Source organism: Gemmiger formicilis (assembly GCF_018784445.1).
Classification (GTDB): domain Bacteria; phylum Bacillota; class Clostridia; order Oscillospirales; family Ruminococcaceae; genus Gemmiger.
The window spans coordinates 40,237-64,934 of record NZ_WQOH01000021.1; the positions used below are offsets into that span (position 1 = coordinate 40,237).

The 24,698-nt window shown below is 61.4% G+C and carries 21 protein-coding genes; 13 read left to right on the top strand and 8 right to left on the bottom strand.

Annotation, left to right across the window (positions count from 1 at the left end; genetic code table 11):
* Nucleotides 1–2: 2 nt before the first annotated feature.
* The 8 genes from aroA to GPK89_RS08355 form a co-directional block, all read right to left on the bottom strand.
* Complete coding sequence (aroA, locus tag GPK89_RS08320) at nucleotides 3–1,319, bottom strand: 3-phosphoshikimate 1-carboxyvinyltransferase (protein WP_215692419.1); 1,317 nt, start codon at nucleotides 1,317–1,319, stop codon at nucleotides 3–5.
* 1 nt (nucleotide 1,320) lies between these two features.
* Nucleotides 1,321–2,337: a 3-deoxy-7-phosphoheptulonate synthase gene (gene aroF, locus GPK89_RS08325; protein WP_215692420.1), complete on the bottom strand. Its 1,017-nt coding sequence runs from the start codon at nucleotides 2,335–2,337 to the stop codon at nucleotides 1,321–1,323.
* A gap of 72 nt (nucleotides 2,338–2,409) precedes the next feature.
* Nucleotides 2,410–3,669: a shikimate kinase gene (locus GPK89_RS08330; protein WP_215692421.1), complete on the bottom strand. Its 1,260-nt coding sequence runs from the start codon at nucleotides 3,667–3,669 to the stop codon at nucleotides 2,410–2,412.
* A 15-nt stretch (nucleotides 3,670–3,684) separates the two neighbouring features.
* Nucleotides 3,685–4,797, bottom strand: coding sequence for a chorismate synthase (gene aroC / locus GPK89_RS08335; RefSeq protein WP_215692422.1), 1,113 nt, complete (start codon nucleotides 4,795–4,797; stop codon nucleotides 3,685–3,687).
* 57 nt (nucleotides 4,798–4,854) lie between these two features.
* Entirely contained in the window at nucleotides 4,855–5,904 is a 1,050-nt protein-coding gene (gene aroB, locus GPK89_RS08340; protein WP_252261573.1) for a 3-dehydroquinate synthase, read from the bottom strand.
* 3 nt (nucleotides 5,905–5,907) lie between these two features.
* Entirely contained in the window at nucleotides 5,908–7,014 is a 1,107-nt protein-coding gene (locus tag GPK89_RS08345; RefSeq protein ID WP_215692423.1) for a bifunctional chorismate mutase/prephenate dehydratase, read from the bottom strand.
* Between the two features lie 166 nt (nucleotides 7,015–7,180).
* On the bottom strand, nucleotides 7,181–8,023 hold the full coding sequence (locus tag GPK89_RS08350) for an HAD hydrolase-like protein (RefSeq protein WP_215692424.1): 843 nt from the start codon (nucleotides 8,021–8,023) through the stop codon (nucleotides 7,181–7,183).
* 117 nt (nucleotides 8,024–8,140) lie between these two features.
* On the bottom strand, nucleotides 8,141–8,878 hold the full coding sequence (locus GPK89_RS08355) for an NAD-dependent protein deacylase (RefSeq protein ID WP_215692425.1): 738 nt from the start codon (nucleotides 8,876–8,878) through the stop codon (nucleotides 8,141–8,143).
* A gap of 76 nt (nucleotides 8,879–8,954) precedes the next feature.
* Here GPK89_RS08355 and GPK89_RS08360 point away from each other — a divergent pair, with 76 nt between their 5' ends.
* The 13 genes from GPK89_RS08360 (at nucleotide 8,955) to GPK89_RS08420 (ending at nucleotide 24,697) form a co-directional block, all read left to right on the top strand.
* A complete protein-coding gene (locus GPK89_RS08360; protein ID WP_215692426.1) occupies nucleotides 8,955–9,842 on the top strand; it encodes an NAD(P)H-hydrate dehydratase in 888 nt (295 codons plus the stop codon).
* A gap of 83 nt (nucleotides 9,843–9,925) precedes the next feature.
* On the top strand, nucleotides 9,926–10,921 hold the full coding sequence (locus GPK89_RS08365; RefSeq protein ID WP_215692427.1) for a helix-turn-helix transcriptional regulator: 996 nt from the start codon (nucleotides 9,926–9,928) through the stop codon (nucleotides 10,919–10,921).
* A 67-nt stretch (nucleotides 10,922–10,988) separates the two neighbouring features.
* Nucleotides 10,989–12,401 carry an undecaprenyl-phosphate glucose phosphotransferase gene (locus GPK89_RS08370; protein WP_215692428.1) on the top strand — a complete coding sequence of 471 codons (1,413 nt, stop codon included), beginning with the start codon at nucleotides 10,989–10,991 and terminating at the stop codon, nucleotides 12,399–12,401.
* 33 nt (nucleotides 12,402–12,434) lie between these two features.
* A complete protein-coding gene (locus GPK89_RS08375; protein WP_215692429.1) occupies nucleotides 12,435–13,589 on the top strand; it encodes a glycosyltransferase in 1,155 nt (384 codons plus the stop codon).
* Nucleotides 13,586–14,638 (top strand): glycosyltransferase family 4 protein, encoded by a 1,053-nt coding sequence (locus GPK89_RS08380; RefSeq protein ID WP_215692430.1) that lies wholly within the window; start codon nucleotides 13,586–13,588, stop codon nucleotides 14,636–14,638. The genes GPK89_RS08375 and GPK89_RS08380 overlap by 4 nt, the downstream gene beginning before the upstream one ends.
* Before the next feature lie 199 nt (nucleotides 14,639–14,837).
* A complete protein-coding gene (locus GPK89_RS08385; RefSeq protein WP_215692431.1) occupies nucleotides 14,838–16,097 on the top strand; it encodes a hypothetical protein in 1,260 nt (419 codons plus the stop codon).
* Between the two features lie 36 nt (nucleotides 16,098–16,133).
* Complete coding sequence (locus GPK89_RS08390) at nucleotides 16,134–18,536, top strand: hypothetical protein (RefSeq protein WP_215692432.1); 2,403 nt, start codon at nucleotides 16,134–16,136, stop codon at nucleotides 18,534–18,536.
* Between the two features lie 18 nt (nucleotides 18,537–18,554).
* Nucleotides 18,555–19,493, top strand: coding sequence for a glycosyltransferase family 2 protein (locus GPK89_RS08395; RefSeq protein WP_215692433.1), 939 nt, complete (start codon nucleotides 18,555–18,557; stop codon nucleotides 19,491–19,493).
* Nucleotides 19,494–19,629: 136 nt separating this feature from the next.
* Nucleotides 19,630–20,283, top strand: a complete 654-nt coding sequence (gene rpe, locus GPK89_RS08400) for a ribulose-phosphate 3-epimerase (RefSeq protein WP_215692434.1) — start codon at nucleotides 19,630–19,632, stop codon at nucleotides 20,281–20,283.
* Between the two features lie 15 nt (nucleotides 20,284–20,298).
* Nucleotides 20,299–21,318: an RnfABCDGE type electron transport complex subunit D gene (locus tag GPK89_RS08405; protein WP_215692435.1), complete on the top strand. Its 1,020-nt coding sequence runs from the start codon at nucleotides 20,299–20,301 to the stop codon at nucleotides 21,316–21,318.
* Complete coding sequence (locus GPK89_RS08410; RefSeq protein WP_252261576.1) at nucleotides 21,299–22,690, top strand: Rnf-Nqr domain containing protein; 1,392 nt, start codon at nucleotides 21,299–21,301, stop codon at nucleotides 22,688–22,690. The genes GPK89_RS08405 and GPK89_RS08410 overlap by 20 nt, the downstream gene beginning before the upstream one ends.
* Nucleotides 22,671–23,324, top strand: coding sequence for an Rnf-Nqr domain containing protein (locus GPK89_RS08415; RefSeq protein ID WP_215692437.1), 654 nt, complete (start codon nucleotides 22,671–22,673; stop codon nucleotides 23,322–23,324). The genes GPK89_RS08410 and GPK89_RS08415 overlap by 20 nt, the downstream gene beginning before the upstream one ends.
* A gap of 83 nt (nucleotides 23,325–23,407) precedes the next feature.
* Complete coding sequence (locus tag GPK89_RS08420) at nucleotides 23,408–24,697, top strand: DUF1015 domain-containing protein (RefSeq protein ID WP_215692438.1); 1,290 nt, start codon at nucleotides 23,408–23,410, stop codon at nucleotides 24,695–24,697.
* Nucleotide 24,698: the final 1 nt, after the last annotated feature.

Consider the following 24,698-nt stretch of genomic DNA (forward strand, 5'->3'; position numbering starts at 1 on the left):
AATCACGCCTTTATGTCAAATTCGTTCGTTTTGTCTGTGGAAAGCTCCACCTTGGCACCCAAGCCGCGCAGCACGTTCCAGAACGCGGGCCAGCTCTTGTCCACAGCCTCGGCCCCGCAGAGCAGGGCAGGCAGGCCGCTGGCAATGGCTGCCACGGCCAGTGCCATGACAATGCGGTGGTCGTTATGGCCAGACAGCGGCGCGTTCGGCGCGTGGAGCGCCACGCCCTGAATATGCACGGTGTCGCCGTCCACCTCAATGCGTGCGCCCATCTTTTGCAGTTCATCCCGCATAGCTTCGATTCGGTCGGACTCTTTCAGGCGCAGACGGCCCGCGTTGGTGATGACTGTTTCGCCACTGCAAAAGCAGCCCAGCGTGAACAGGATCGGCCCCAGGTCCGGGCAGTCGGCCAGGTCGATCTTGGTGGCTTTGAGCAGGCTGCGGTCAAAGTGGTAGCCGCCCTCGACTTCCTTAAATTTGCCGCCGCAGCGCTTTAAAATGTCCAAAATGACCTTATCGCCCTGCTGGCTGTCGGGGTTTAAGCCGGTGATGGTGATGCCGCCGATGACGCAGCCCAGCACAGCCAGGAATGCCGCCTGGCTGTAATCGCCCTCGACTGCAAAATCGCTGGCCGTGTACCGCTGCGGCGCGGCCACGCGGTACATCATGCTGCCATTTTTGCGGGCGCGGGCCGACACCTTGACGCCGAACTGCTGCATCGCGTCGATGGTCAGATCCACATAGGAATGGCTCTCGTAGGGGGGCAGGACCTCGATGCTGCTCTCAGAGTCCATCAGCGGCGCGGCAAACAGCAGACCGCTGATGAACTGGCTGGACACATCGCCGGGCAGGGTGAACCCGCCGGGGCGCAGGCGGCCAAAAATCGTGATGCCCTCGGGCGTCTGCTCAAAATGCAGGCCTTGGCGGTCAAACAGCATTTGATACACTGCCTGGGGGCGGTCAAACAGCCGCCCCGCACCGGTAAAGCGCACTTTCTGGGCCGTCAGGCTGAACAGCGGTATCATAAACCGCAGCGTCGACCCGCTTTCGTTGCAGAACACCGGGCGCGTCACCGTCACAAAGCCCCCCGCTGTGCCGTGGCCTTTGATGGTCAGGGAGTGGGGCTCCTCGGTGATTTTGGCACCCAGCTGGGCCGCTGCGCCCAATGTGGCGCGGATGTCCTTGCTGTACTCGATATTCGTGATATGGCTTGTGCCGTCCGCCAAAGCGGCGCACAAAACTGCACGGTGGGCCGCACTTTTGCTGGGCGGCACCGTGGCTGTGCCGCTCAGGCGGCTGACATGAATCTTCGCGTCCAATTTACATCTCCCGGCCGATGGCGGCGGCGACCTTGCGGCACTTGGCGATCACATCGGCAAACTTATCGGGTTTCAGACACTGCGCGCCGTCGCTCCAGGCGTGGGGCGGGTCGTCATGGACCTCAATTTCCAGGCCGTCCGCACCGGCGGCCACTGCAGCCAGGGCCATGCTCTCGATGTACTTGTAGTCACCGGTGGCGTGGCTGGGGTCGACGATGATGGGCAGGTGGGTCTTTTCCTTGATGACCGGCACGGCGGACAGGTCCAGCGTGTTGCGGGTCGCGCGCTCAAAGGTGCGGATGCCGCGCTCGCAGAGGATGACGTTCTCGTTGCCGCCCGCCATGATGTACTCGGCGGACATGATCCACTCCTCGATCGTGTTTGCCAGGCCGCGCTTGAGCAGAATGGGCTTGTGCATCTTGCCGACGGCCTTGAGCAGCTGGAAGTTCTGCATATTGCGCGCGCCGATCTGCACGACGTCGACATACTCCTCGAACTCGGGGATATGGATCTCGTCCATCAGCTCACTGACGATGGGCAGACCGGTCTCCTCGCGGGCCTTGACCAGGTCGAGGATGCCCTCGGTACCCAGGCCCTGGAAGGAGTAGGGACTGGTGCGGGGCTTGTACGCGCCGCCGCGCAGGAAGTTTGCGCCGCCCGCCTTGACAGCCTTTGCCATCTTGATGGTGTGGGCCTCACCCTCGACGCTGCAGGGGCCGGCCATCACGGCGATGGGGGACTTACCACCGATCTTGACACCGTTGACGTCCACGACGGTGTCCTCGGGATGGAACAGGCGGTTGGCGCGCTTGTAGGGGGCAGACACACGGGTCACGTTCTCGACCCAGGGGTTGGCCAGCACGTCTTTTTCAGCAATTTTCGTCGTATCACCGACAAGGCCAAAGACGTTGTAATCCGTGCCACGGATCAAGGTGACGGAAAGGCCCTGCTTCTCGAAATTGTCAACGATGCGATCCAGTTCAACCTGGGGCGTACCTTTTTTGGTGGAAATAATCATGGAGGAACCTCTTTTTTATATACTTTTTACTCTATAAAACAAACCTTTGGCTTCCCCCTCGGGGGAAGGCTTTTACAGCGTCTCATCCGCTTCAAACAGTTCTACTGCTTTATTCACGGCTTCGGTCAAGGTGCTGTTATTCTCCAAAACGGCGGTGGCGGCGGCCTCGTACAGCGGTGTGCGCTCGGCTTCCAGCTGCTTTAAGGCAGCCCCGCCTTTCGAGAGGGGACGCCCGCCCGTAGCCAGGCGTTCCAGCGGGCGGCGCACCCACAGCACCGGTCCGTTCTGGCGCAGGGCGCGGGTGTTGGCCGGATTTTTGATGACCCCGCCGCCGCAGGCGATGACTTGGCTGTTGTCCTTGGCAACCTCGGCCAGCACTTCCGCCTCATAGCGGCGGAAAGCAGCCTCGCCCTCCTGGGCAAAGATGTCGGGAATATTATGCCCGGTGCGGTGTTCAATTTCCGCGTCCAGATCCACGAATCGCTTGCCCAGCCGCTTGGCCAGCGCCGCGCCCACCGTGGATTTGCCGCAGCCCGGCATCCCGATGATGGAGACATTCGCCAACTCGTGCCGCAGACGGCGGCTGACAGCGGGGATGAGGGCCGCCGTATCCAGCTGCCTGCCGGTGAAATGCTCCGCCGCAAACACGGCCTGGGCTACCAGCATCTCAAAGCCGCCAGCCGCGGTCACACCGCAGTCCTCGGCCCGCAGCAGCAGCTCGGTGCGGAAGGGATTGTACACTACATCCAACACGGCTTCCAATGCGGGGAAGGCTTTCGGGTCGATCAGGCACTGCCCGACATTCGGGAACATCCCGCAGGGTGTCGTGTTGACGATGATTTGCACATCACGGCGGTGCATGGCCTCACTGTACAGCAGCGCACCGTCCTTACCGGTGCGGCTGGCGGTCAAAATTTCTTTTGCGCCGCCGTCGCGGCAGACCGCTGTGACCGTCGAATGCGTACCGCCTGTACCCAGAATCAACACGGTTTTATCGGCAAAATCCACGCCGTGGGCCTTGGCCAGATAAGCAAAGCCCGCGTAGTCGGTGTTGTAACCGTACAGCTTGCCGTCCCGGTTCACAATGGTGTTCACCGCACCGATGGCCTTTGCCTTAGGGTCAACCTCGTCACAGTAGGGAATGACGAGCTGCTTATACGGTATCGTCACATTGATGGCCGCAAACGCGCGTTTTTCCATAAACGCGCGGGCTTCTGCCTCGGTGGGCAGGGGGAGCAGGTCGTAGGTGTAATCCGCGATCTGCTCATGGATGATCTTGGAGTAGCTGTGGCCCAGCTTGCCGCCGATCAATCCGTACAGCGGTTGCTGCATAGTGTTCACTTCCTTTTACTCTTGGGGCAGGCCGTGCTTTTGGGCCAGGGTGCCGTACCGCACGGTCAAAAGGTCCAGCAGCCCGAAGGCCGTCAGGGTGTTCTGCACCACGGCGGCACGGGGCACAATGCAGGGGTCATGGCGGCCCTTGATCTGCAATTCTCCGTCGGTCTTGCCGATATAATCCACGGTATGCTGTTGTTTATAGATGCTGGGCGTGGGTTTGAGCACCGTGCGGAACACGATGGGCATACCGTTCGTGATGCCGCCGTTGATGCCGCCGTTCTTGTTGGTGGCAGTGGCAACCATATCGCCGCGCATCGTGAAGGGGTCGTTGGCCTGGCTGCCGCGCAGGGCGGCAAAGCCGAAGCCCGCACCAAACTCGATGCCCTTGCAGGCGGGAATGGCGAACATCAGGTGGGCCAGCTCGCTTTCGACGCTGTCAAACCATGGTTCGCCGATACCGGCGGGCAGCCCGGTGACGATGGTCTCCAGAATACCGCCGACACTGTCACCCTCGCTGCCCGCAGCGCGGATAGCCGTCTGCATGGCCTCCTCTTTTGAGGCATCCAGCAGGGCAAAATGCCCGGGCTGCGGGTCGGGCATCACCAGTCCCGCCGCGCTGGAAAGGGGCGCGTCCTGCACGCCCGCGCACTCGGCAATGTGGGTGTAGACTTTTACGCCCAAGCTGTTCAGCACGGTCTCGCAGATCGCGCCCGCCGCGACGCTGGCCGCCGTGATGCGACCGGAGAAATGCCCGCCGCCCCGTGCGTCCTGAAAGCCTTCATACTTAGCGTAGGCCGTGTAGTCGGCGTGGCCGGGGCGCAGCAGGTCAGCAGTCTTGGCGTAATCACTGCTGCGGGTGTTCAGGTTGCGGACCATCAGGGTGATGGCTGTGCCGGTCGTGTGGCCGTTGTAAACGCCGGAGAGAAATTCCACGGCGTCGGCCTCGGTGCGGGCAGTGGAAAGCCCATCCCCCCGGGCGCGGCGGCGATCCATGGCTGCAGCAATGGCGGCCTCATCCACAGGCAGCCCCGCAGCCAGGCCATCCAGCACCGCCCCCACCGCAGGCCCATGGCTCTCACCAAAAATCGTCATACTGACGGTATTTCCAAAGGTGTTTTTCATAAGTTTATCTCTTGTATATCTCCGCAGGGGGCGATGCAAGCATCCGCCCCTGCACACTCAATCTATGCCCAAGAAAGTCGGCAGCTCGGTCATCGGCAGCTTATCGGCGCGCCAGCAGCCAAGGCCGGGGCACTTGATGATGGTGATGGAATCCCCCCGGGCCTTTTTGTCGTGCTGCATGTAGGCCAGGACTTTTTCCTTGTTGGCCCCGGTGCGGGTGGGCAGGCCCAGCGTGCGGTAGATTGCCCGGGTACGCTTGAGCAGAGCATTGTCCTCAATCATCGGCAGCATGCCCAGCGCGACGCACTCGCCGTGGTACAGCCCGGTCGTGCGGCGGCCGCGCACACCGCGCACGGCCTCGATGCCGTGGCCGATGGTATGGCCAAAGTTCAGGCAGGCGCGGACGCTGCCCTCGCGCTCGTCCTGTTCGACGATCTTCTTTTTGAACTTCAGACTGCGGTAGACGATCTGTTCAATATTTTCCTCGGGGTGCTCGCACTCAAACAGGGCGAACAGCTGCGGGTCGCCGATGATGCCGGTTTTCAGCGCCTCGGCCAGGCCGTTGACGATCTGGCGGCGGGGCAGGGTCTTCAGTGTGTCAAAATCGACGAGCACGACCTTCGGCTGCCAGAACGCGCCGACGATGTTTTTCGTTTCGCCCAGGTCGATGGCCGTTTTGCCGCCGATGGAGGAGTCCACCTGGGACAGAACCGTCGTGGGGCAGTTGACGAAATCAATGCCGCGCATATAGCTGGCAGCACAGAAGCCGCCCAGATCACCCACAACGCCGCCGCCCACGGCGACCAGCAAATCTTTTCGATCCATGCCAAATTCCAGCATGGCCTGCAAGACCTGGCCGTAGACTTTCAGGCATTTGCTGCCCTCGCCCTGGGGGATGGTGTAGACGGTGGCATCCTGGCACTGGCCGGCCACGATTTTGGCGTAGTCGGCCGGCACGCCGGAATCCGTCAGCACAAAGACCTTGCGGCCCTGCACATTGGTAAACTGGTGGAGGTTGGCAAGGCAGCCGGCCTTCAAAATAATATCGTAGCTGCGGCTTTTAAGCTGCATCGTCAGTTTCATGCTTCGCACATCCTTTTTCTTCATGGCTTATTTCTCCGTACCGTCCAGGGTGAACGCACCCAGCAGCCGCAGGGTGCTGCAAACAGGGGTCAGGGTGTCCAGCAGGGCCTGGCACTCTGCGCCGGTACTGCCTGCCGGGCAGACCAGCTGCACATAGAAATAATATTCAAACGGAACATGGGGCAGGGGGCGGCTCTTGATGCACTCCATGTTAAAGCCCCGTGCGCCGATCTGATCCAGCGCGGCGGCCAGCTGGCCGGGCTTGTGGCGTGCTGTGAACAGCAGCGCCAGCCGCTGGCCCTCGCCGGTCATGGTGGGGGCGGTGTCGGCGCGTTCAATGACGATGAACCGCGTCGTGTTGTCGCCTTCGGCGTTGATGCCGGGGGAGAGAATTTGCAGCCCGTACAGTTCCGCCGTCTCGGCGCTGGCAATGGCCGCAACGGTGGGGTCGCCCAGCTCAGCCACATGGCGGGCGGCATCGGCCGTGTTGCCCCAGGTGGCCGTTTTAAAGCCGTGCTGCTGCACAAAAACGCTGCTTTGGGCCAGGGCCTGCGGGTGGCTGACAACGGTCTTGATCGTCTCCATCGTCGCGCCGGGCACAGCTACCAGGTCTTGCCGGATGTGCATATCGCACATTCTGGAAACGATGATTTCGGGGTGGGTGTACAGCAGGTCCAGCACGGTGGAAACATCACCCGCGCTGGAATTTTCAAACGGCAGAACGCCGAATTGCGTGTCGCCCTTCTGCACAGCGTCAAAGACCTCGCCCCAGGTGGCAAAGGCGGATTCCCGCGCAAAGGGGAAGAGCCGCCGCAGCGTGATATGGCTCCACGCGCCGGGCACACCCTGATAGGCGGCGGTGTCCCGGCCCAGCTGTGCCCGCTGATACGCACGGGAAACCGCCATGGCATCGTTTAAAAACGCGCGGTAGTAGGGGCGCAGCGTCTCATCGGCGATGCGGGCCGTGTTTTTGTCCAGCACAGCAGCCTCCCGCGCGGCGTCAAAGACCGGCTTGCCGGTCTCGGCCTTATAGCGTGCCACATCGGCCACCGCGCACATCCGCCGCTCAAACAGGGCGGCCATCTCCGCATCGACCATATCAATTTCTGCCCGGGCCTGCTGTAATAAGTCCATACATGAGGCTCCTTTTCCCAGATGAATTTTGAATTTCCGCAGCGCCCCGCCCCTACGGTACATCAGCATGACACGCGCTGTTTATTTATGCAGATAATTATAGTTAGTATACCATAAATAAAGCGCCGTCACAAGAGTGACGGCGCGAATTTTGGCGTATTTTAGCTTACCCGTGCAGGGCGCTGCGCAACGCGGCCAGCAGTTCAGCCTGATATTCCGGGCTGAAGGTGCCGTGCAGCAGCTTCGGCAGGGCTTCCTCCTGCAAGCGCCGCCAGCTGTCGGCCTCGCGGCCCGGCAGAATCGGCACAAAGGCCACGCCGTTGGCGGCGGCGGCCTGGGCGTCGCCCATAGCGTCACCCACCATCATGACCTTGCGGCTCTCATACCCGCAGGCCAGCATTGTGGCGATGGAGTTTGCCTTGCTGCCCACTTCCTGGCCGAAGATGACATCCGCGTGGCGGGCCAGGCCGTAGCGCTTCCACTCACTGGCAATGGCGCTCTCGTTCGCGGCGCTGACAACGGCCACATCGGCGACCGCGTGCAACTGGCGCAGGCTTTCTTCTACACCGGGGAACGGCTCAAACGTCGGCTCCAAGGCCTGGATGCGGCGGTTGCAGGCATTGTTCCACTCCTGCAATTTGCGCAGGGCCAGGCTGCCTGTCTTTTGCAGCTCCCGCTGCAGGCTGGCCGTAGAAAGCTCGTTGGCAGTATCGACCCAGGCGGCAATATCCTCGCTGCCGGGAATCTCGATGCCGCGGTTTTTCAGCCGGTCAAACACCAGCCGCACGCTCTCAAACCGGGAGATGCCCCGGGTGATGGTGTGCAGGTTGATCTCGTCCCAGGCTGCCGTGATAAACTCCGCGTAATCATCCAGCGCAAACACGCGGATGAGCTCGGGGCACATGACGGTCGAATGCTTGATGCGCACTGTGTCCATCACGCAGCCGTCGGAGTCCATACAGACCAAAAATTCACGTTTTTTGGTAAAATCCGTCAGTGCGTTTGCCATAAAACCGTCCCCCTCTATGTACTGTTCCCTATAAAAACGCTACGAATCTATCATAACAAAAATCCCCGGCGCTTTGCAATGCCTTTTTTGAAAAAACCATAGATTTTTGTGTAAAAATTACGCCTCCACATTGTCATTGGGGTCCAGCGTGCGGCCGATTGGCTCGTGGACAAGCAGATTGGCCATGGCGTCCGCCGAGGTGGGCTGTTTGTTGATGACGACAAGGTTGTCACCCCGGAAATACCGCAGCAGCCCCGCTGCCGGGTAGACCGCCAGACTTGTGCCGCCGACAATAAGGGTGTCGGCCTTGCGAATGGCGTTCACAGCGTTTTCCATCGTCTGCTCGTCCAGGCCTTCCTCGTAGAGCACAACGTCGGGCTTCACGATGCCGCCGCACTCGTCGCAGCGGGGTACTCCGTCGCCGACGCCGGCCGCATCCTCAATAAAGCTGACCGGGAAAAATTTGCCGCAGCGCGTGCAGTAGTTGCGCAAGGTAGAGCCGTGCAGCTCATACACGACCTTACTGCCCGCCGCCTGGTGCAGGCCGTCAATGTTCTGGGTCACAACGGCCTTGCATTTGCCCTCGCGCTCCAGCGCCGCCAACCGCAGGTGGGCCGCGTTGGGCTTTGCGCCGTGTACGATGAGCTTTTGGCGGTAGAAGTCGTAAAATTCATCGGTGTGTCGTTCGTAAAAGCTGTGAGAGAGCATCGTCTCCGGCGGGTATTTGAACTTTTGATGGTACAGCCCGTCCACCGAGCGGAAATCCGGGATGCCGCTCTCGGTCGAGACGCCCGCCCCACCGAAAAAGACCATGTTTTTTGTCTCTGCCAAAATTTCTTCCAATGCGCGGATCATGCAAACTGCCCCTTTCGTTTTCGCCGCAAATGCTTTATAATATACTTATTATAATACATTCTCGGAGGGATGCAAGATGCAGCAGGAAATCACGCGGGAACTGGTGCAAAGCTGGCTGCCCCGGCGGCAGGCGGACAGCAACAAGGGCAGCTACGGCAGTGTACTGGCCGCAGCGGGGAGCCTTGCCTACCGCGGCGCAGCGGCCCTGTGTGCCGAGGGCGCATTGCGCGGCGGCGCGGGACTGGTGTACCTGGCCAGTGTGGAACCGGTCGTGCAGATGGTGCTGACCCGCACGCCGGAATGCTGTGCCTGCGGCTGCCGCACGGCGGCGGGTGGGGGCATCCACCCCCAGGACGCCGCCGCACTGCGCAGCTGGTTTGCCGAAAAACACGCCGTTCTGCTGGCCGGGCCGGGCTTGGGGGAGGGGGCAGGGGAAGTCTGCCGCGCCCTGCTGGGCAAGAATCCGCCGTGGGCGGGTGCGGTGCTGGACGCCGACGCACTGAACTCGCTTGCGGCGGGCAGGCTGCGGGACCCCTTGCCGGAAAATACCATCCTGACGCCCCACCCCGGCGAGGCCGCGCGACTGCTGGGCTGCACCGTGGCCGATGTACAAGCCGACCGGGAGCAGGCCGTTTTGCGGCTGGCAGAAACCTATTACTGCGTCGCCGTTCTAAAGGGCAGCGGCACGTTGATTGCCGCGCCGGGCGGGGAGCTTTTGCATAACGCCACCGGCAACGCCGGGCTGGCCCGGGGCGGCAGCGGGGATATTCTGGCCGGGCTGACCGCCGGGCTGCTGGCCGCCGGGCTGAAGCAGAACCGCACCCCCGCCCAAATGGCCGCCTGCGCCGTCTGGCTGCACGGCACTGCCGCCGACCGCTGTGCCCGCCGCCGCAGCATGACCGCCATGCTGCCCACGGATATTTTCGCGGATTTGGGGGAGATTTTGGCGGAGATGGAGTTGTAAGGGGCAGCGTCCCTCTTGCCCTCTCCCTTTATAGGGTGTATAATAGGACTATATCTGCATATTGCCGGAAAGGAGCCGTTGTTATGCCGCGCAAAGAAGGCCAAAAACGCAAGCTGCTTGTCCTTTTGGAGATTCTCGCCCGCGAGACGGACGAAAAGCATCCCCTCAGCGTGCCGCAGCTGGTGGAAGAATTGCAGGAGCATGGCGTCGTGGCCGAGCGCAAGAGCGTCTACGATGACCTGAACACGCTGAACAACCTGCCCGATTCCAAGTACGAAATCGTGCAGCAGCGCGGCCGCGGCGGCGGCTACTATATGACCGAGACTCCCTTTGAGCTGGCCGAGTTGAAACTTCTGGTGGACGCTGTCTACGCCAGCAAATTTATCACGGCGCGCAAATCCAAAATCCTCATTGACAAGCTAGGGCAGTTCACCTCGAAATACCGGCAGGCGGAGCTGGACCGCAAGGTTCTGGTCAGCGGCCGCATCAAGAGCACCGACGAGAAAATCCTTTACACCGTCGATGCACTGCACACTGCCATCACGGCAGGGCAGCAGGTACAGTTCAAATACTGCGACTGGAACCTGCAAAAGCGGATGACCCCGCGCCACGACGGCCAGCTCTACCGTGTCAGCCCCTGGGTGCTGGTTTGGGAGAACGGCAACTATTACCTCATCGCCTACACCGAGGGGCGGCTCAAGCACTATCGCGTAGATAAGATGCAGAACGTCCACCAGCTGCCCGACACCACCCGCGAAGGTTCCGAGGAATACGCAAATTTTGACGTGAATGCCTATATGCAGCAGATGTTCGGCATGTTCAACGGCCCCCTGAAGCGGGTGACGCTCCTGTGCGAGAACCGATTTGCCGGGGCGATGATCGATCGGTTCGGCACCGGGCCGATCTTAACGCCCTGCCCCGACGGCGAGCACTTCACAATGACCGCCGAGATTCAGGTCAGCCCGCAGTTTTTCGGCTGGGTGGCCGGTTTTGGCACCGGCGTCGTCGTCTCCGGTCCGCCGGAGGTCCGCGCCGAGATGAAAAAGACCTTGGATCAGCTGCAGGAATTGTACCGCTGATTTGCAATAACAGTAGAAATATGGTAGAATAGATTGTTTACTTCTACTTGTTTCACGGAGGCTACCCTTGCTGGAAAAAAACCAACGCTTTAAAAGCCTGCTGTTTGTGCTGCTGGATGCAGCGCTGTTGTTTGTGGGCTTTCTGCTTGCCAACTATATTCGTTTTAATTATGTCCGCTATTTTGAGCCCGGCGGTGCCGGCCCGGCCCTGGCCGTGGCGCAGGACCCCCGCAACATCATTGCCGGGCTGGCCACGTCGCTGGTGCTGGTGCTCATCTACTGGGTGGCGGGCATTTACAACAATGCGCGGCTGCACGGCCTGGCCGAGCGCTGCACCAAAATTGCCGTTATCAACGCAGCGGGCCTCTTGATTTTCATTGGTGCGCTGTATTTACTGCACTTGGACGACTACTCCCGCATTGTGCTGGCGCTGTTCTACATTCTCTCCACCGCCGCCGTCGTGTTTGAGCGGATGGTCCTGCGCTGGGTCGACCGTGCCCGCCGCCGCAAGGGGCTGGGCCTGCGCCACATTCTGCTGGTGGGCGGCGGCAAATCCGCCGCACTCTATCTGCGTGCGCTGGAGCATAACCCCTACTACGGCTTCGTCGTGGACGGCTATCTTGCCAAAGTGGAAGAGCCCGGCCTGGGCGTAAAGTTCCTGGGCGGGTATGACAACCTGGCCGCCAAGCTGGACGAAATCGCCGTGGATGAGGTCGTCGTGGCGCTGGAAGCCGACGAAATCGAATTATTGCCCCATGTTTTTGCCGCCTGCGACAAAAACGGCGTGCGCATTACGATGGTGCCGTTTTACAGCGACTACCTCCCCGCACGGCCGACCATCGATGTGCTGGACGAGTGCAAACTCATCAACGTGCGGCAGACGCCCTTTGACAACCTGCTCAACGCCGCCGTCAAGCGTGGGCTGGATATCCTCGGCAGCCTGATTCTGATTATCTTGACCAGCCCCATCATGCTAGTCACGGCCATCGGCGTCAAGCTGTCCAGCCCCGGGCCGATCATCTTTAAACAGGAGCGTATTGGTCTGAACAAAAAGCCCTTCATGATGTACAAGTTCCGCTCCATGCGGGTCAATGTGCAGCAGGAGACAGGCTGGTCCACCGACTACGACCCCCGCAAGACCCACTTCGGCAGCTTTATCCGCAAGTTCAGCCTCGACGAGCTGCCCCAATTCTTCAATGTGCTGAAAGGGGATATGTCCCTCGTCGGCCCGCGGCCAGAGGTGCCCTTCCACGTCGAGCACTTCAAAGAGGAAATCCCGCGCTATCTCGTGCGCCAGCAGGTACGCCCCGGCTGCACGGGCTGGGCACAGGTTCACGGTCTGCGCGGCGACACCGACATTGCCGAGCGCATCCGCTACGATATCTGGTACATCGAAAACTGGACCGTGGCGCTGGATATCAAGATCATCTTCCGCACGGTGTTCGGCGGCAAGATGGTCAACGACGAAAAATTGCAGTAACGCGCCCCGCGTTACCGAACAGGAGTGTCCGTCATGAGCAAAAAGGAACCGAAAGTTGCCATCGTCCACGACTGGCTCGTCGGCTATGCCGGCGGCGACCGCGTTGTGGACGCTATGAAGCACGTTTTCCCCAATGCTGTCATCTACACCCTTGTGTACGACCCCAACAACATGCCCGAATGGTTCAAGAGCTACGATATCCGCACCAGCTGGTTCCAGAAGGTGCCGTTTTCCAACAAGCTCTACAAGGCCATGCTGCCATTGATGCCCGCCGCGTTTGAGGCGTTCGATCTGACCGAGTACGACCTTGTGCTGTCGTCCTGCTCGTCCTGCTCCAAGGGTGTTATCACCCGGCCGGATGCCGTGCATATCTGCTACTGCCATACGCCCATCCGCTATGTGTGGGATTTTTACTACACCTACCGCGCCAATGCCAACTGGCTTGCCCGCCTCGTCATGCCGGGGCAGATGCACAAGATGCGCGTCTGGGACAAGTGCGCCGCCGACCGCGTGGATTATTTTATCGCCAACTCGCATTATATCTCGCAGCGCATCAAAAAATATTACCGGCGTGACAGTGACGTGATCTACCCCGGCTGCCACATCAACGAAGCACCTTTTGTCGAAAAAGAGGATTTCTACCTCACCGTGGGCCGCCTGACCTGGTACAAGCGCGTTGATCTGGCCGTGCAGGCCTGCACGAAGCTGGGCAAGCGCCTCGTCGTCATCGGCGGCGGGGGAGAACTGGATAAGCTCAAGGCCATGGCCGGGCCGACCGTGGAATTTCTGGGCGGCGGCCTTTCCGACGAGGAAGTGCGCAGCTACTACCTGCGGGCCAAGGCGTTCCTTTTCCCGGGTGAAGAGGACTTCGGCATCACGCCGGTGGAAGCCCAGAGCGCGGGTACGCCGGTGCTGGCCTATGGCCGCGGCGGCGCGTGCGAGAGCGTTGTGCCCGGCAAGACCGGCTACTGGTTCAAAGAGCAGACCGTCGAAAGCCTGGCCGACTGCATCGAGCGGTTTGAGCGCGACGGCGTTGCCTATTCTAAAGAAGAAATTCGCGAGCACAGCCGCAGTTTCAGCGAGGAACGCTTTGAGCGCGAGCTGAAAGAATACTGCGAGCGCCGCATGGCCGACTGGCAGCAGGAATTGCTCGACTGCTCCCACTGGGAGAAGGAGGAACTGGATTGAACCCCATCGTCATCAACGGCACGGTACTGTGTGATAATATCACCGGCATCCCGCGCTATGTCTATGAGACCGTCGTCCGGCTGGATAAACTCATTGAGGGCACCGGCCTGGATGTGCGGATTGCCTACCGCGACGACGGCCGCCCCATTCACCTGCCGGAGCTGAAAAACATCCAGCTGGTGCCGCTGAAAGCGGTCAAATATTTTTACAATTTGGCTGTGCTGCCCGCCTACCTGCGCCGCACCCATGCGTTTTATGTAGGCCTGGCCAGCGATATGCTGCTGACCAAGCGCAGCGTCACCGTGCTGCACGATATCCGCCCGCTGGTCATGGACACCGACAAGGGCTTTTTCCGCTTCAAGTTCTGGGTACACTGTCTGTCCACGAAGTGGTTTGCCCAGCGGGTGTTCACAGTCAGCGACAACCAGCGCCACCTCATCAGTGAAAAGCTCGGCATCCCGCTGGATAAAATCGGCATCACCTACAACGGCTGGGAGCATATGAAGGGCGTGACCCCCGACGAGAGCATTTTTGAAAAGATGCCCGGCGTCCAGAAAGGGGAGTACTACTACGCTCTCGGCAGCCTTGCCAAGCACAAGAATTTCAAATGGATCCGCGAGGTCGCCCGCCGCAACCCTGACAAGACGTTTGTGGTGGCAGGCGGCAAGGACCTTCGGGCCTTCGGCGATGATAACGAAGCCAAGGACACACACAACGTATTCTACCCGGGCTATGTCTCGGACGCCGAGAACGCCGCGCTGATGCAGCACTGCAAGCTATTTTTGCACCCGGCCGTGTTTGAAGGCTTCGGCATCCCGCCGCTGGAGGCGCTGGCCTTGGGCGCGCCCATTGCACTTGCAAACGCCACCTGCCTGCCGGAACTGTACGGCGATACAGCGCGGTATTTCGACCCCTATGACTATGATGTAGACCTGGACGCGCTGGCCGCCCAGCCCGTAGCCGCGCCCGATGCGGTCCTGCAGAAATACAGCTGGGACAAAACCGCTGATTTCTGGCTGCATGAGATTGAAAAGTACGCGAAGGAGTAAGACTGCACCGCCCGCACGGTAAAGCCCCCCTCAGGCTTCGCAAGCTCGGCCAGTTCTCCCGGAGGGGGGTGCCTTCTTGCGCGGGCCTTGCCCGCGTGAAAGCCTCCCCTTCCAGGGGAGGTGGTCGAGCGAAGCGATGACCGGAAGGGCTTTTGCCGCTTTTCCCGCGTCCCCGTGCTCATTTTAGAGGAACCCCCATATGAACAAATCTATTTTGCCCCCACGTAAGTTTGGCCTGGCGGCGTTCTGGCTTATCGGCTGGGCCGCAATCGGGTATCTGCTGTTGATCGTTGCGTTCAGCCTGCCGACCGCGCGGATGCGCAGTCACCTGGAAAGCACCCCAGGCACCTTTTCCAACGGCTCCGTTGTGCTCGTAAAGGACGATACATCAACACATCTCGATTACCTGACAGAAGCCACAATTCTGTCTGAGGCCATCTATGACGGAGACGAGTCTGCTTTCACCAAGGCTGCCGCTATTTATTCAATTATTCCTCCGTCAGATGAGACACTGAACTGGTCTTACGCCAAGCTCACCGCCGCTCTCTCCTCCAATCGTGATGCTGCTTACGGCGCGTATGCCCGCTACTGGCAGGGGCAAAACGCCATCCTGCGCCCGCTTCTGCTGCTGTTTGATTACAAGGACATTTTGCGGCTGAATATGCTCGTTCAGCTCGGCCTTATGTTGTGGATTGCGTATCTTCTGCCGCGGCGGCAGCTCGGGTATCTGCTGCTCCCGTTCGTAATTTTGTTTGGTGCGCTGACGCCCGCAGCCACAAGCCTTTGCCTGCAATATACGCCCTGTTTCCTGATTATGGCGGGCGGTTGCGCTTTTCTGCTGTGTTATCCCGACGCCGTTAAAAAGCATCCTTGGCTGTTTTTCCTGTCGCTCGGCATGGCGACAAGCTATTTTGATTTTCTGACGTACCCTCTTGTCACGCTTGGCATACCGCTGGTGTTGTATTTGAATCTGGAAAATACCTCTTGGAAACAGCGTTTGCATCAAATCATCCGTCTCTGCCTGTGGTGGGGTGTCGGCTATGTCGGCTTCTGGGCTGAAAAGTGGCTGTTGGGTTCCCTTGTTCTGCGGGAGAATCTTTTCCTTGAAGCGCGGGACAGCATCCTGCTGCGCGCTTCGCATGAGACAGTGGGGCAGGCCATTACCTACACTGCCACGCTGAAAAACAACCTTCAGCCCTATGCACTGCGCACATGGATTCTCTTGTGGGTGTTGCTGGCGGTGGGCTCGCTTTTGCTGGCATTGCACCGCCGTGTGCTGTCCGTGCGGCGGCTCACGGCCCTTGCGCCGCTTATTTTAGTTGCCTGTATGCCGTTTGTGTGGTATTATTTTACGCAGAACCACTCGTATATCCATTTTGGTTTTACCCATCGTGAGTTAGCCATCACGTTCTTCGCCCTCAGCTGCTTTTTTGTCCGGCTTTGCTGCCGGGATGAATAACCACGGTTCTATTTGTAAGGGAGGTTTCCACCGCCCATGTACCTTATTATAGCGCTTGTTCTTACCGCGCTCCTCTCTGCTTTCTTTGGACTTCTGCCCGGCAAAATCCAGCGACGCAGCGTTGCAAAGCAGGACATCGTCTGGGCCGTCGGCCTATGGTTGGCCACCTGGCTGTTCGCGGTCTTTGCCTACCACCGCCCCGGGCTGACCATCGGCTTCAATGCGTTCCGTCTCGTGGCCGTCACAGCGCTGAACAGCTGGACCGGTTTCGTCACCGCCGGGCTGCGCAGCTTTGGCCGCAAGGGGCTGAAAGCCGTTGTTCCGCTGCTGCTCGTCACGGCGCTGGGGTTGGAAGTATTCGTCGGCAACGTTGCCTACTTCAACACCCACAGCTATGAGCCGTTCCAGCTCGTTGACTACCTTGACGAGAACATCAACGTCGGGCGCGGGCTGGGCACGATTTCGCTGGACGAGGGCCGGACCTATCTGCGGTTTCTGAACATCGACCGCCCCATCTACAACCTGCGGTTTGACGGCCTCGTCAATGACGATACCGACCTGCTCCACGCAGACAGCGCCGTCACCTTCACCATCGAGGGCACTGACGCGGCCAACACCCAGCTGACCCGCTTTGGCAGCTGGCAGGTCGGCCTGCAGGCCCCGCGCACCCACACCATCAGCCTGGATCTGACCGGCAATGTCAGCATGATGACGCTGACCGCCGCCGGGTACAGCTCCACCTACGCGCAGTTTCCGGTGGCGCTGACGTTCAGCGGCATCACGGCGAACGCCCCGCGGGCGCTGAATTTCTCTGTTCTGCGTTTTATCGCGGTATTTTTGGCGTTGCTGGCTGTCTATGGCCTGCGCCCGGCCAGCGGGTTATGGCACCGCCGCTGGCTGGCGGGCAATGTATGCGACCGCGCCGCAGCCGCCGTGCTGGGCCTGGTTCTGGCCGCCTTTGTGGTGGTCGTGCCCTTCTGGGAGCCGGGCAACACCGGCCTTGCTACAAAAGATTACAACACCGCGTTCTGGGACGGTAAGAGCACCATCAGCTTCGTCTACCAGCAGTACGGCGCACTGGCCCACAGCCTGCTGAATGGCCGCCTGGATCTGGAGGCCGACCCGCCCGCCGAGCTGCTGGCGTTGGAGAACCCCTACGACGCCGGGGCACGGGATGCGGCGCAGATCAACGATATCCACTGGGATCACGCCTTCTACAATGGGCGCTACTACGTCTATTTCGGCATTGTGCCGTGCCTGTTGTTCCAGCTGCCCTTTGAGGCGCTGACCGGCATCCAGAATCTGGCCTATGCGCCCTGCATGGTCGTTCTGGGGCTGCTGCTCCTCGCCGCCTGCTTCGGCGTGGTGGGGCAGGCCGTGCGGCGGTGGTTCCCGCAGACCTCCGCCGCCGCGTACCTGCTGGCCGTGGCCGCTGTGGTGCTGGGCAGCCAGCTGTATTACCTGCTGGTGCGTCCCTACATTTATGAGTACGCCATCCTCTGCGGTGCGGCGCTGCTGATGCTGGGGCTGTGGCTCTGGCTTTCCGCCGCCAGCACCCCTGTGGAAAAGCGCGGGGCCATTGCAACCAAGCTCGCCTTTGGCAGTCTGTTTGTAGCGCTGGTGGCTGGGTGCCGCCCTCAGATGGAGCTGTTCGCCTTTTTGGCTGTGCCCATCTTCTGGCAGCGGTACATTGGGCAAAAGCGGCTGTGCAGCCGCGCCGGGGCAGGGGAGACCGCCGCCTTTATCCTACCGGTGGTCGTGGTCGCCGCCGGGCTGATGTGGTACAACGCCGCGCGGTTCGGTTCGCCGCTTGACTTCGGTGCCAACTACAACCTGACCGGCAACGATATGACCCAGCGCGGCTTCAATGCCGTGCGCATCGGGCCTGCCGTGTTTACCAGCCTGTTTGAGCTGCCCAGCTGGCAGGGCGTGTTTCCCTTCCTGCGGGAGACGGACGTCCAGACGAACGCCGTCATCCGCACCATCAGCGAGAAATTCACCGGCAGTATGCTGGCCGCCACGCCCTACCTATGGGTGCTGGCGCTGCCGCTGCTGCCCGCGTTCCGCCGCTGTCTGCACCGCCGCCGCGCCGTGGCGGGCATTGTCTACGGCGGCATCGCCGCCATGGTCGTTATGACCGTTGTGGACTGCGAAATGGCCGGGGTGCTCTACCGCTATCTGATGGATTACAGCCCGGTGCTGCTCGTCGGGGCGGCGCTGTGCTGGTTCTGTGCCGAGGGCGCACTCAGCCGCCGCACCGCCGTGGGGGATGCCACCGCCGCTGCCGCACTGCCTGCGCTGCGCGTGGTCATGGCTGCCGCCGTGGCATACACCGCCGTTTACCGCTTCTGCACGCTGTTCGCCATGGAGCCGTGGCTGCAGGGGCTGAACCCTTCGCTCTATTACACTGTCAGCCGCCTTGTTCAATTCTGGATGTAAATTTCCCGGAGGAGTATTATGGATAAAATCGCCGTACTGATCCCTTGCTACAATGAGTCCAAGACCGTCGAGAAGGTCGTGACGGATTTCCGCCGCGTACTGCCCGATGCCACCGTCTATGTCTATGACAACAACTCCACCGATGGCACCGCCGAGCTGGCTGCCAGGGCCGGGGCCGTTGTTCGCCACGAGTACCAGCAGGGCAAGGGGAATGTCATGCGCCGCATGTTCCGAGAAATCGACGCGGAAGCGTATATTCTCGTTGACGGCGACGACACCTATCCGGCCGAGGCCGCGCCCGAGATGGTCGCCGCCGTGACCGAGCGCCAGGCCGACATGGTCGTCGGCGACCGGCTTTCCAGCACTTACTACACCCAGAATAAGCGGCCGTTCCACAACTTTGGCAACGACCTGGTCCGCTTCTGCACGAACCATCTGTTCGGAGGCAAGATCAAGGACATCATGACCGGCTACCGCGCATTCAGCTACCAGTTCGTCAAGACCTATCCGGTGCTGTCCCGCGGGTTTGAGATCGAAACGGAAATGACCATCCACGCCCTGCAGCGCAATATGCAGGTGGAGAATGTCGTCATCGACTACCGCGACCGCCCGGAAGGGTCGGAGAGCAAGCTGAACACCTACTCTGACGGCTTTAAAGTGCTGGGCACCATCGCACGGCTGTTCAAAAATTACCGTCCGTTCCTGTTCTTCGGCATTTTGGCGGCCATTCTGGCGGTGTTCGGCATCGGCTTTATGGTGCCGGTGCTGGGCGAATATTTCCAGACCGGGCTTGTGCCGCGCTTCCCGACTTTGATCGTCTGCTGCTTTGTGCTGGTGGCGGCGCTGCTGTTGTTTATCTCGGGCATTATCCTGTCCAGCCAGCTCGCCAAAGACGCGCGGGATTTTGAGTTCCAGCTGCAAACCGTGCACCAGTGGGAGAATAAAAACAAATCATAATTCCAAATCATCCCTGCCGCCCGCACCCCCTGCGGGCGGCTTGCTTTTTGGGACGGATTGGGCTATAATATTTTTATATGTGCATACTGCACATACTGCTATATAAGAGGGACTACACAAAGGGAGTATATAGAGTATGACAAAAGTTGCCGCATCGATCCTGTCGGCTGACCTGGCCAACCTGCAAAGCGACTGCACCCGCCTGTTGGACGCAGGCGCGGACCTGATGCACTTTGACGTGATGGACGGCCATTTTGTACCCAACATCAGCTACGGCGCGCCGGTGCTGAAATGCCTGCACGCCGCTTTGCCTGAAGTTTATTACGACGTCCACCTGATGATCAGCGAGCCCGCACGCTACGCCCCGGACTTCGCCAAGGCAGGTGCAAATCTCATCACTTTCCACCTCGAGGCTGTACCCGACGCGGTTGGAGAGACCATTGACGCCATCCGCGCCACCGGCTGCCAGGTGGGCATCAGCATCCGCCCCGGCACCCCGGTCGAGGCCGTTTACCCCTATCTCGACGCCGTGGATCTCGTGCTGGTCATGAGCGTGGAACCTGGCTTCGGCGGGCAGAAATTCATTCCTGCCACACCGGAGCGTATTGCCGCTGTCCGCACCGAATGTGACCGCCGCGGTCTTTCCACTTTGATTGAGGTGGACGGCGGCGTCAACGTTGAGACCGGCCCCCTGTGCAGTGAAGCCGGGGCCGACTGGCTCGTGGCCGGCAGCTCGCTTTTCAACGCCGCCGACCCCGCCGCTGTAGCGCGCGCACTGCACAGCAAGTAAAGGAGCTTTTACCCCATGCCCAATCGTAAAAAAATTGAACGCAGCAAGAATTACAGCTATTACAGCGACCTGCTGTGGTGCACGGTACCGCTCATCGGTATGTCGTGGTATTACTACGGCCCGCGCCCTCTGCTGCTGCTGCTGGCGGCCCTTCTGACCGCCTACCTGTGCGACTGTGCCCTGGCCCCACTGCACGGCACCGGCTACCAGTCCCATGAGCCGTCCAGCGAGTGCTTTGCCGCGCTGATCGTGCTGATGATGCCCGCCAGCATCTCTTATCCCATCGTCATCGCCGCCGTCATTGTTGCCGTGCTGGTCAAGGAGGCCTTCGGCGGTGAGGGGCACTACCCGTTCCACCCCGCCGCCGTCGGCATGGTCGTGGCCGGTGTCTCGTGGCCGAAAAATGTCTTTTTCTACCCGGTCCCGGGTACGCAGCTGCCACTCTTTGGCGAGGTGAACACCACCGTCGTCGCGGGCATGAACGCCACCCTGCGGACCGGCGGCCTGCCCAGTGCCAGCACGATGAACCTGCTGACCGGCAACGTCTCCGCCGCCGTCGGCACCAGCGCCGCGCTGGTGGTCATGGCCTGCGGGCTATTCCTGCTCGTGCGCGGACGCATCAAGCTTTCCGTCGTGCTGCCGTTCTTTATTTTTGTCATCGGCCTGCCGTGGCTGTTCCCGCAGCTCAACGAGCTGCCCGCTTTCAGCCTGCCGTGGGAGTTCATCCGCCAGCGCATCTACCTGGAAAAGTATGTTATTCTGTCCGGCACGGCGCTGTTCGGCGGGCTGTTCTTGATCTGTGAGCCGGTCACGATGCCTGACCGCCGGATGAGCCGCATCATCTACGGCGCGGCGCTGGGCATCATGACCTACGTGTTCCGCGCGTTCAGCCCCTATGAGTGCGCTGTCTGCTGCGCCCTGCTGATCGTGGGCGCTATCCCCGAGTGGCTTGACCTGATCAGCCACCGCACCGAGCGCATCCGCTTTATGAGAGAGGAGGAACAGCGCCTTGCCAATGCAGCAAAATCCGAATAATCGCCGCCGGGGTGAGGAGCGCAACGAGACGCTGATCATCCCGCACATCACCAAGGAAATGGTCGAGACGGCCCGCCGCATGGCCGAGCGCGGTGCCAGCCGTGCCGAGATCGAGCAGGCCATCGCCGCCATGCAGGCCGGCAAGACGCCCACTGAGGCTGAATCTGCCGCCCAGAAAAAGCCCATCGTGCAGCCGCAGGCCGCCGCTGCGCCCGCCCGCAACACGGCCGCCCACAGCGACACAGTCATCATCCCGACGAGCCGCCCGCGCTACACGTCCGCCGAGCGTCGCGCCATGCTGGAGGAAGTCCAGCGCCGCCAGGCCGAGCGCGAAGCCGAGCGGCAGAAGCTCGCACGGGAGGAGGAAAGCCATTTCCGCACCTACCGCGACCGGGAGTACGGCACAAACCCACCGCCGCGCGCGGCGAAATCCCTTGCAGACAAGCCGCAGCCCGACGCGACCAAGTCCCGCACCATCCGCACCAGCAAACCCGCTGCCGACGCGACCCGCACCGTGCAGGTCCCGCAGTCCGAATTGCGTGCCGCCGCCCAGAAGGCGGCCCCCGCGCCACAGCCCGTGCAGCCCGTGCAGACCACACAGCAGTTCATCCCGGAAAGCGCCCAGGCCCCCCAGATTGTGCCGCAAACGCAGCCCAAGCCCGCTGTGCCTGCGCCCGAGGCCGCCCCGAAGCGCCGCGGCCCGGTCGGGATGCCCCGCACCTACGCCGAGGCCGAAGCCGTTTTGAACGAGCGCATCCGCGCCGACCACATCTGGCTTTCCAACCCGGTTTTGGTACGCGGCCTCGGTATGGCCCCGGTCATCGGTGCCGCGTTGGACGGCCAACGTGCGCTGATGCTCTGCATCGCCGCACTGATTCTCGTCACGTTCACCCGCGTGCTGGCCGTGGCCGTCTGCCACCTGACGAAAAACCGTTTCCGCCCGGTGGTGTACTGCTATTCTGCCGCGCTTCTCTACATTCCCACGTACATTTTGCTCTACCGGCTGTTCGGCACCGATCTGTCGCTGCTGGGTATCTACCTGCCCATCATGGTCGTGGAGCCTGCCATCGTCAAGCGCATGGAGTTTGCCGACCTGGAACCCGTTAAGGATGCGTTCCGCCACGGCTTCAACAATGCGCTGGGTATGTGCATCGTGCTGCTCATCGTCGGCTGCCTGCGTGAGCTGCTGGCTACCGGCGCGGTGTTCGGCAATGTCATCCTGCACAACGCCCTGCTGCCGCTGGCCGCACTGCCCGCGGGCGGGTTTGTCATCGTAGGTATCCTGGCCGCCGTCTGGTGCGCCGCCGCCAACCTGTACACGGACTATAAACACGAGGAGGTGCGCCGCCTGTATGCCGACCGCAAGCATTGAGACACAGCAGATTTTTAACGGTATCGTGCAGTTTATCAGCTATATGGTGCTGGCCGTCTTTGCAGAGAACGTCGTGCTGGCGCGTGCGCTGGGCGTCACCCGCCTGATAAAGCTCGTACCCGACCACCGCGCCCAGGTGTGGGATTTCGGCCTGCCGCTGCTCTTTGTCATGGTGCTGTCCGCACCGCTGGGCTGGGCCGCGCACAACCGTCTTTTTCCATGGCTGCGCGATTATCTTCCCGATTGGCTGCCGATCTCGGCGCTGCGCCCCATCGTCTACCTGACCTGCGGCGTCGCCGCCATGGCCGTGGCCTGGCTGCTGCTGGGCGTGCTGCCCCGCAAACTGCGCACCGGCTGCCGCAGTCAGCTGAGCCTGGCGACCTGCAGCACTGCCATCCTGGGCACGCTGCTCATCTGCTCCAACCAGAACTACACGATTTTACAGAGCATCGCGTTTGCGCTGGGCAGCGGTATCGGCTACGTGTTCGCCGTCTTTGTCGTGCGCGAAGGCCGCCGCCGTCTGCGCAGCAAAGCGATTTCCTCGATTTTCCAGGGCCTGCCCAGTTCCATGATCTACATTGGCGTGCTGAGCCTGGCCATCTACGCCCTGGTGGGCCATACCGTCGTTTTGTAATGTCCGTTCCTCGCAGGGGCGGGCATTGCCCACCCGCTGCCCGGTAAGGGCGGTCGATCTACATTTGTCAGGGGGTCGTTATCATGTCCGAAGCCTGTTTTACCGCCGCTGATATCCTGCTGCCCGCCGCCAGCGTTCCGCTGGACCCGTGGGCCTGCATTGCCGTGGACCAGTTCACCTCCCAGCCGGAGTACTGGCAGCGCGCCGAGGCCCGCGCCGAGGGCCGGCCCAGCACGCTGCACATCGTCCTGCCGGAGGCTTACTTGGGCACCCCGCAGGAGGACGCCCGCCTGCAAAGCATCCGCCGCACAATGGACGAATACCGCCGCACCGTGCTGACGCGGAAAGTACATGGCTACGTCTATGTAGAGCGCACCCAGATGGACGGCACGGTCCGCCAGGGCCTTGTGGGCGCGGTGGACCTCGACGCCTACGACTACGCCAAGGGCAGCCAGCCCGCCATCCGCCCCAGCGAGAGCACCGTCGTGGAGCGCATCCCGCCGCGGCTGAAAGTGCGCCGCGGTGCGACGCTGGAAACGCCCCACGTCATGATGCTGGCCGACGACGCCGACCGCACGCTGATCGAGCCCATCGGCCTTGTGAAAGACCAGCTTCCGCCGCTCTACGACGGCGAGCTGATGCTGGGCGGCGGCCGTCTGCGCGGCTGGGCCGTCGAGGATCCGGCGCTCATCGCGCAGATCGACGCGGCCCTTGCCAAACTGGCTGACCCTGCCGCGTTCGCCAACCGCTGGCCCGCCGCCAAGGGGCAGCAGCCCATGGTGCTGGCCGTCGGCGACGGCAACCACAGCCTGGCCACCGCCAAAGCCTACTGGGAGGAGCTGAAGCCTACCTTGAGCGAGGAACAGCGCAAGACCCACCCGGCCCGCTGGTGCCTGGCCGAGGTCTGTAACGTCCACAGCCCCGCCATTGAAATCGAACCCATCCACCGCGTTGTGTTCGGCGTTGCCGCCAAGGAGCTGTACGCCGCGCTGGACGCCTGGGACCAGCAGCAGGGGAGCAGCACAACGATGTCTGACCAGCGGCTGCGCCTGGCCGATGCCTACGGCGAGTGCGCCGTGGCGCTGGCGAACCCGCCCGCACCGCTGACGGTGGGCAGCGTTGAGGCGTTCCTGGCCGACTATCTGCCCAAGCACCCCGGCGTGACCGTCGATTACATCCACGGCGAGAGTGCCGCCATTGCGCTGGCTGCCAACCCGGCCAAGCCCGCAACGGCCATTCTGCTGCCGGATTTTGCCAAGGCAGACCTCTTCAAGGGCGTTGTGCTGGGCGGCGTGCTGCCCCGCAAGACCTTCAGCATGGGCCACGCCGAGGAAAAACGTTATTATAATGAATGCCGCGTCATCGGCTTATAAG

Bases quoted from the DNA above. Each gene is read 5' to 3' on its own strand.
- GPK89_RS08405 (WP_215692435.1), top strand. From the start codon at position 20,299: ATGCCCAATCGTAAAAAAATTGAACGCAGCAAGAATTACAGCTATTAC.
- GPK89_RS08410 (WP_252261576.1), top strand. From the start codon at position 21,299: ATGCAGCAAAATCCGAATAATCGCCGCCGGGGTGAGGAGCGCAACGAG.
- GPK89_RS08385 (WP_215692431.1), top strand. From the start codon at position 14,838: ATGAACAAATCTATTTTGCCCCCACGTAAGTTTGGCCTGGCGGCGTTC.
- GPK89_RS08350 (WP_215692424.1), bottom strand. From the start codon at position 8,023: ATGGCAAACGCACTGACGGATTTTACCAAAAAACGTGAATTTTTGGTC.
- GPK89_RS08330 (WP_215692421.1), bottom strand. From the start codon at position 3,669: ATGCAGCAACCGCTGTACGGATTGATCGGCGGCAAGCTGGGCCACAGC.
- aroF (WP_215692420.1), bottom strand. From the start codon at position 2,337: ATGATTATTTCCACCAAAAAAGGTACGCCCCAGGTTGAACTGGATCGC.
- GPK89_RS08360 (WP_215692426.1), top strand. From the start codon at position 8,955: ATGCAGCAGGAAATCACGCGGGAACTGGTGCAAAGCTGGCTGCCCCGG.
- aroC (WP_215692422.1), bottom strand. From the start codon at position 4,797: ATGAAAAACACCTTTGGAAATACCGTCAGTATGACGATTTTTGGTGAG.
- GPK89_RS08375 (WP_215692429.1), top strand. From the start codon at position 12,435: ATGAGCAAAAAGGAACCGAAAGTTGCCATCGTCCACGACTGGCTCGTC.
- GPK89_RS08420 (WP_215692438.1), top strand. From the start codon at position 23,408: ATGTCCGAAGCCTGTTTTACCGCCGCTGATATCCTGCTGCCCGCCGCC.
- GPK89_RS08365 (WP_215692427.1), top strand. From the start codon at position 9,926: ATGCCGCGCAAAGAAGGCCAAAAACGCAAGCTGCTTGTCCTTTTGGAG.
- rpe (WP_215692434.1), top strand. From the start codon at position 19,630: ATGACAAAAGTTGCCGCATCGATCCTGTCGGCTGACCTGGCCAACCTG.
- aroB (WP_252261573.1), bottom strand. From the start codon at position 5,904: ATGAAGAAAAAGGATGTGCGAAGCATGAAACTGACGATGCAGCTTAAA.
- GPK89_RS08390 (WP_215692432.1), top strand. From the start codon at position 16,134: ATGTACCTTATTATAGCGCTTGTTCTTACCGCGCTCCTCTCTGCTTTC.
- GPK89_RS08355 (WP_215692425.1), bottom strand. From the start codon at position 8,878: ATGATCCGCGCATTGGAAGAAATTTTGGCAGAGACAAAAAACATGGTC.
- GPK89_RS08415 (WP_215692437.1), top strand. From the start codon at position 22,671: ATGCCGACCGCAAGCATTGAGACACAGCAGATTTTTAACGGTATCGTG.
- GPK89_RS08395 (WP_215692433.1), top strand. From the start codon at position 18,555: ATGGATAAAATCGCCGTACTGATCCCTTGCTACAATGAGTCCAAGACC.
- GPK89_RS08345 (WP_215692423.1), bottom strand. From the start codon at position 7,014: ATGGACTTATTACAGCAGGCCCGGGCAGAAATTGATATGGTCGATGCG.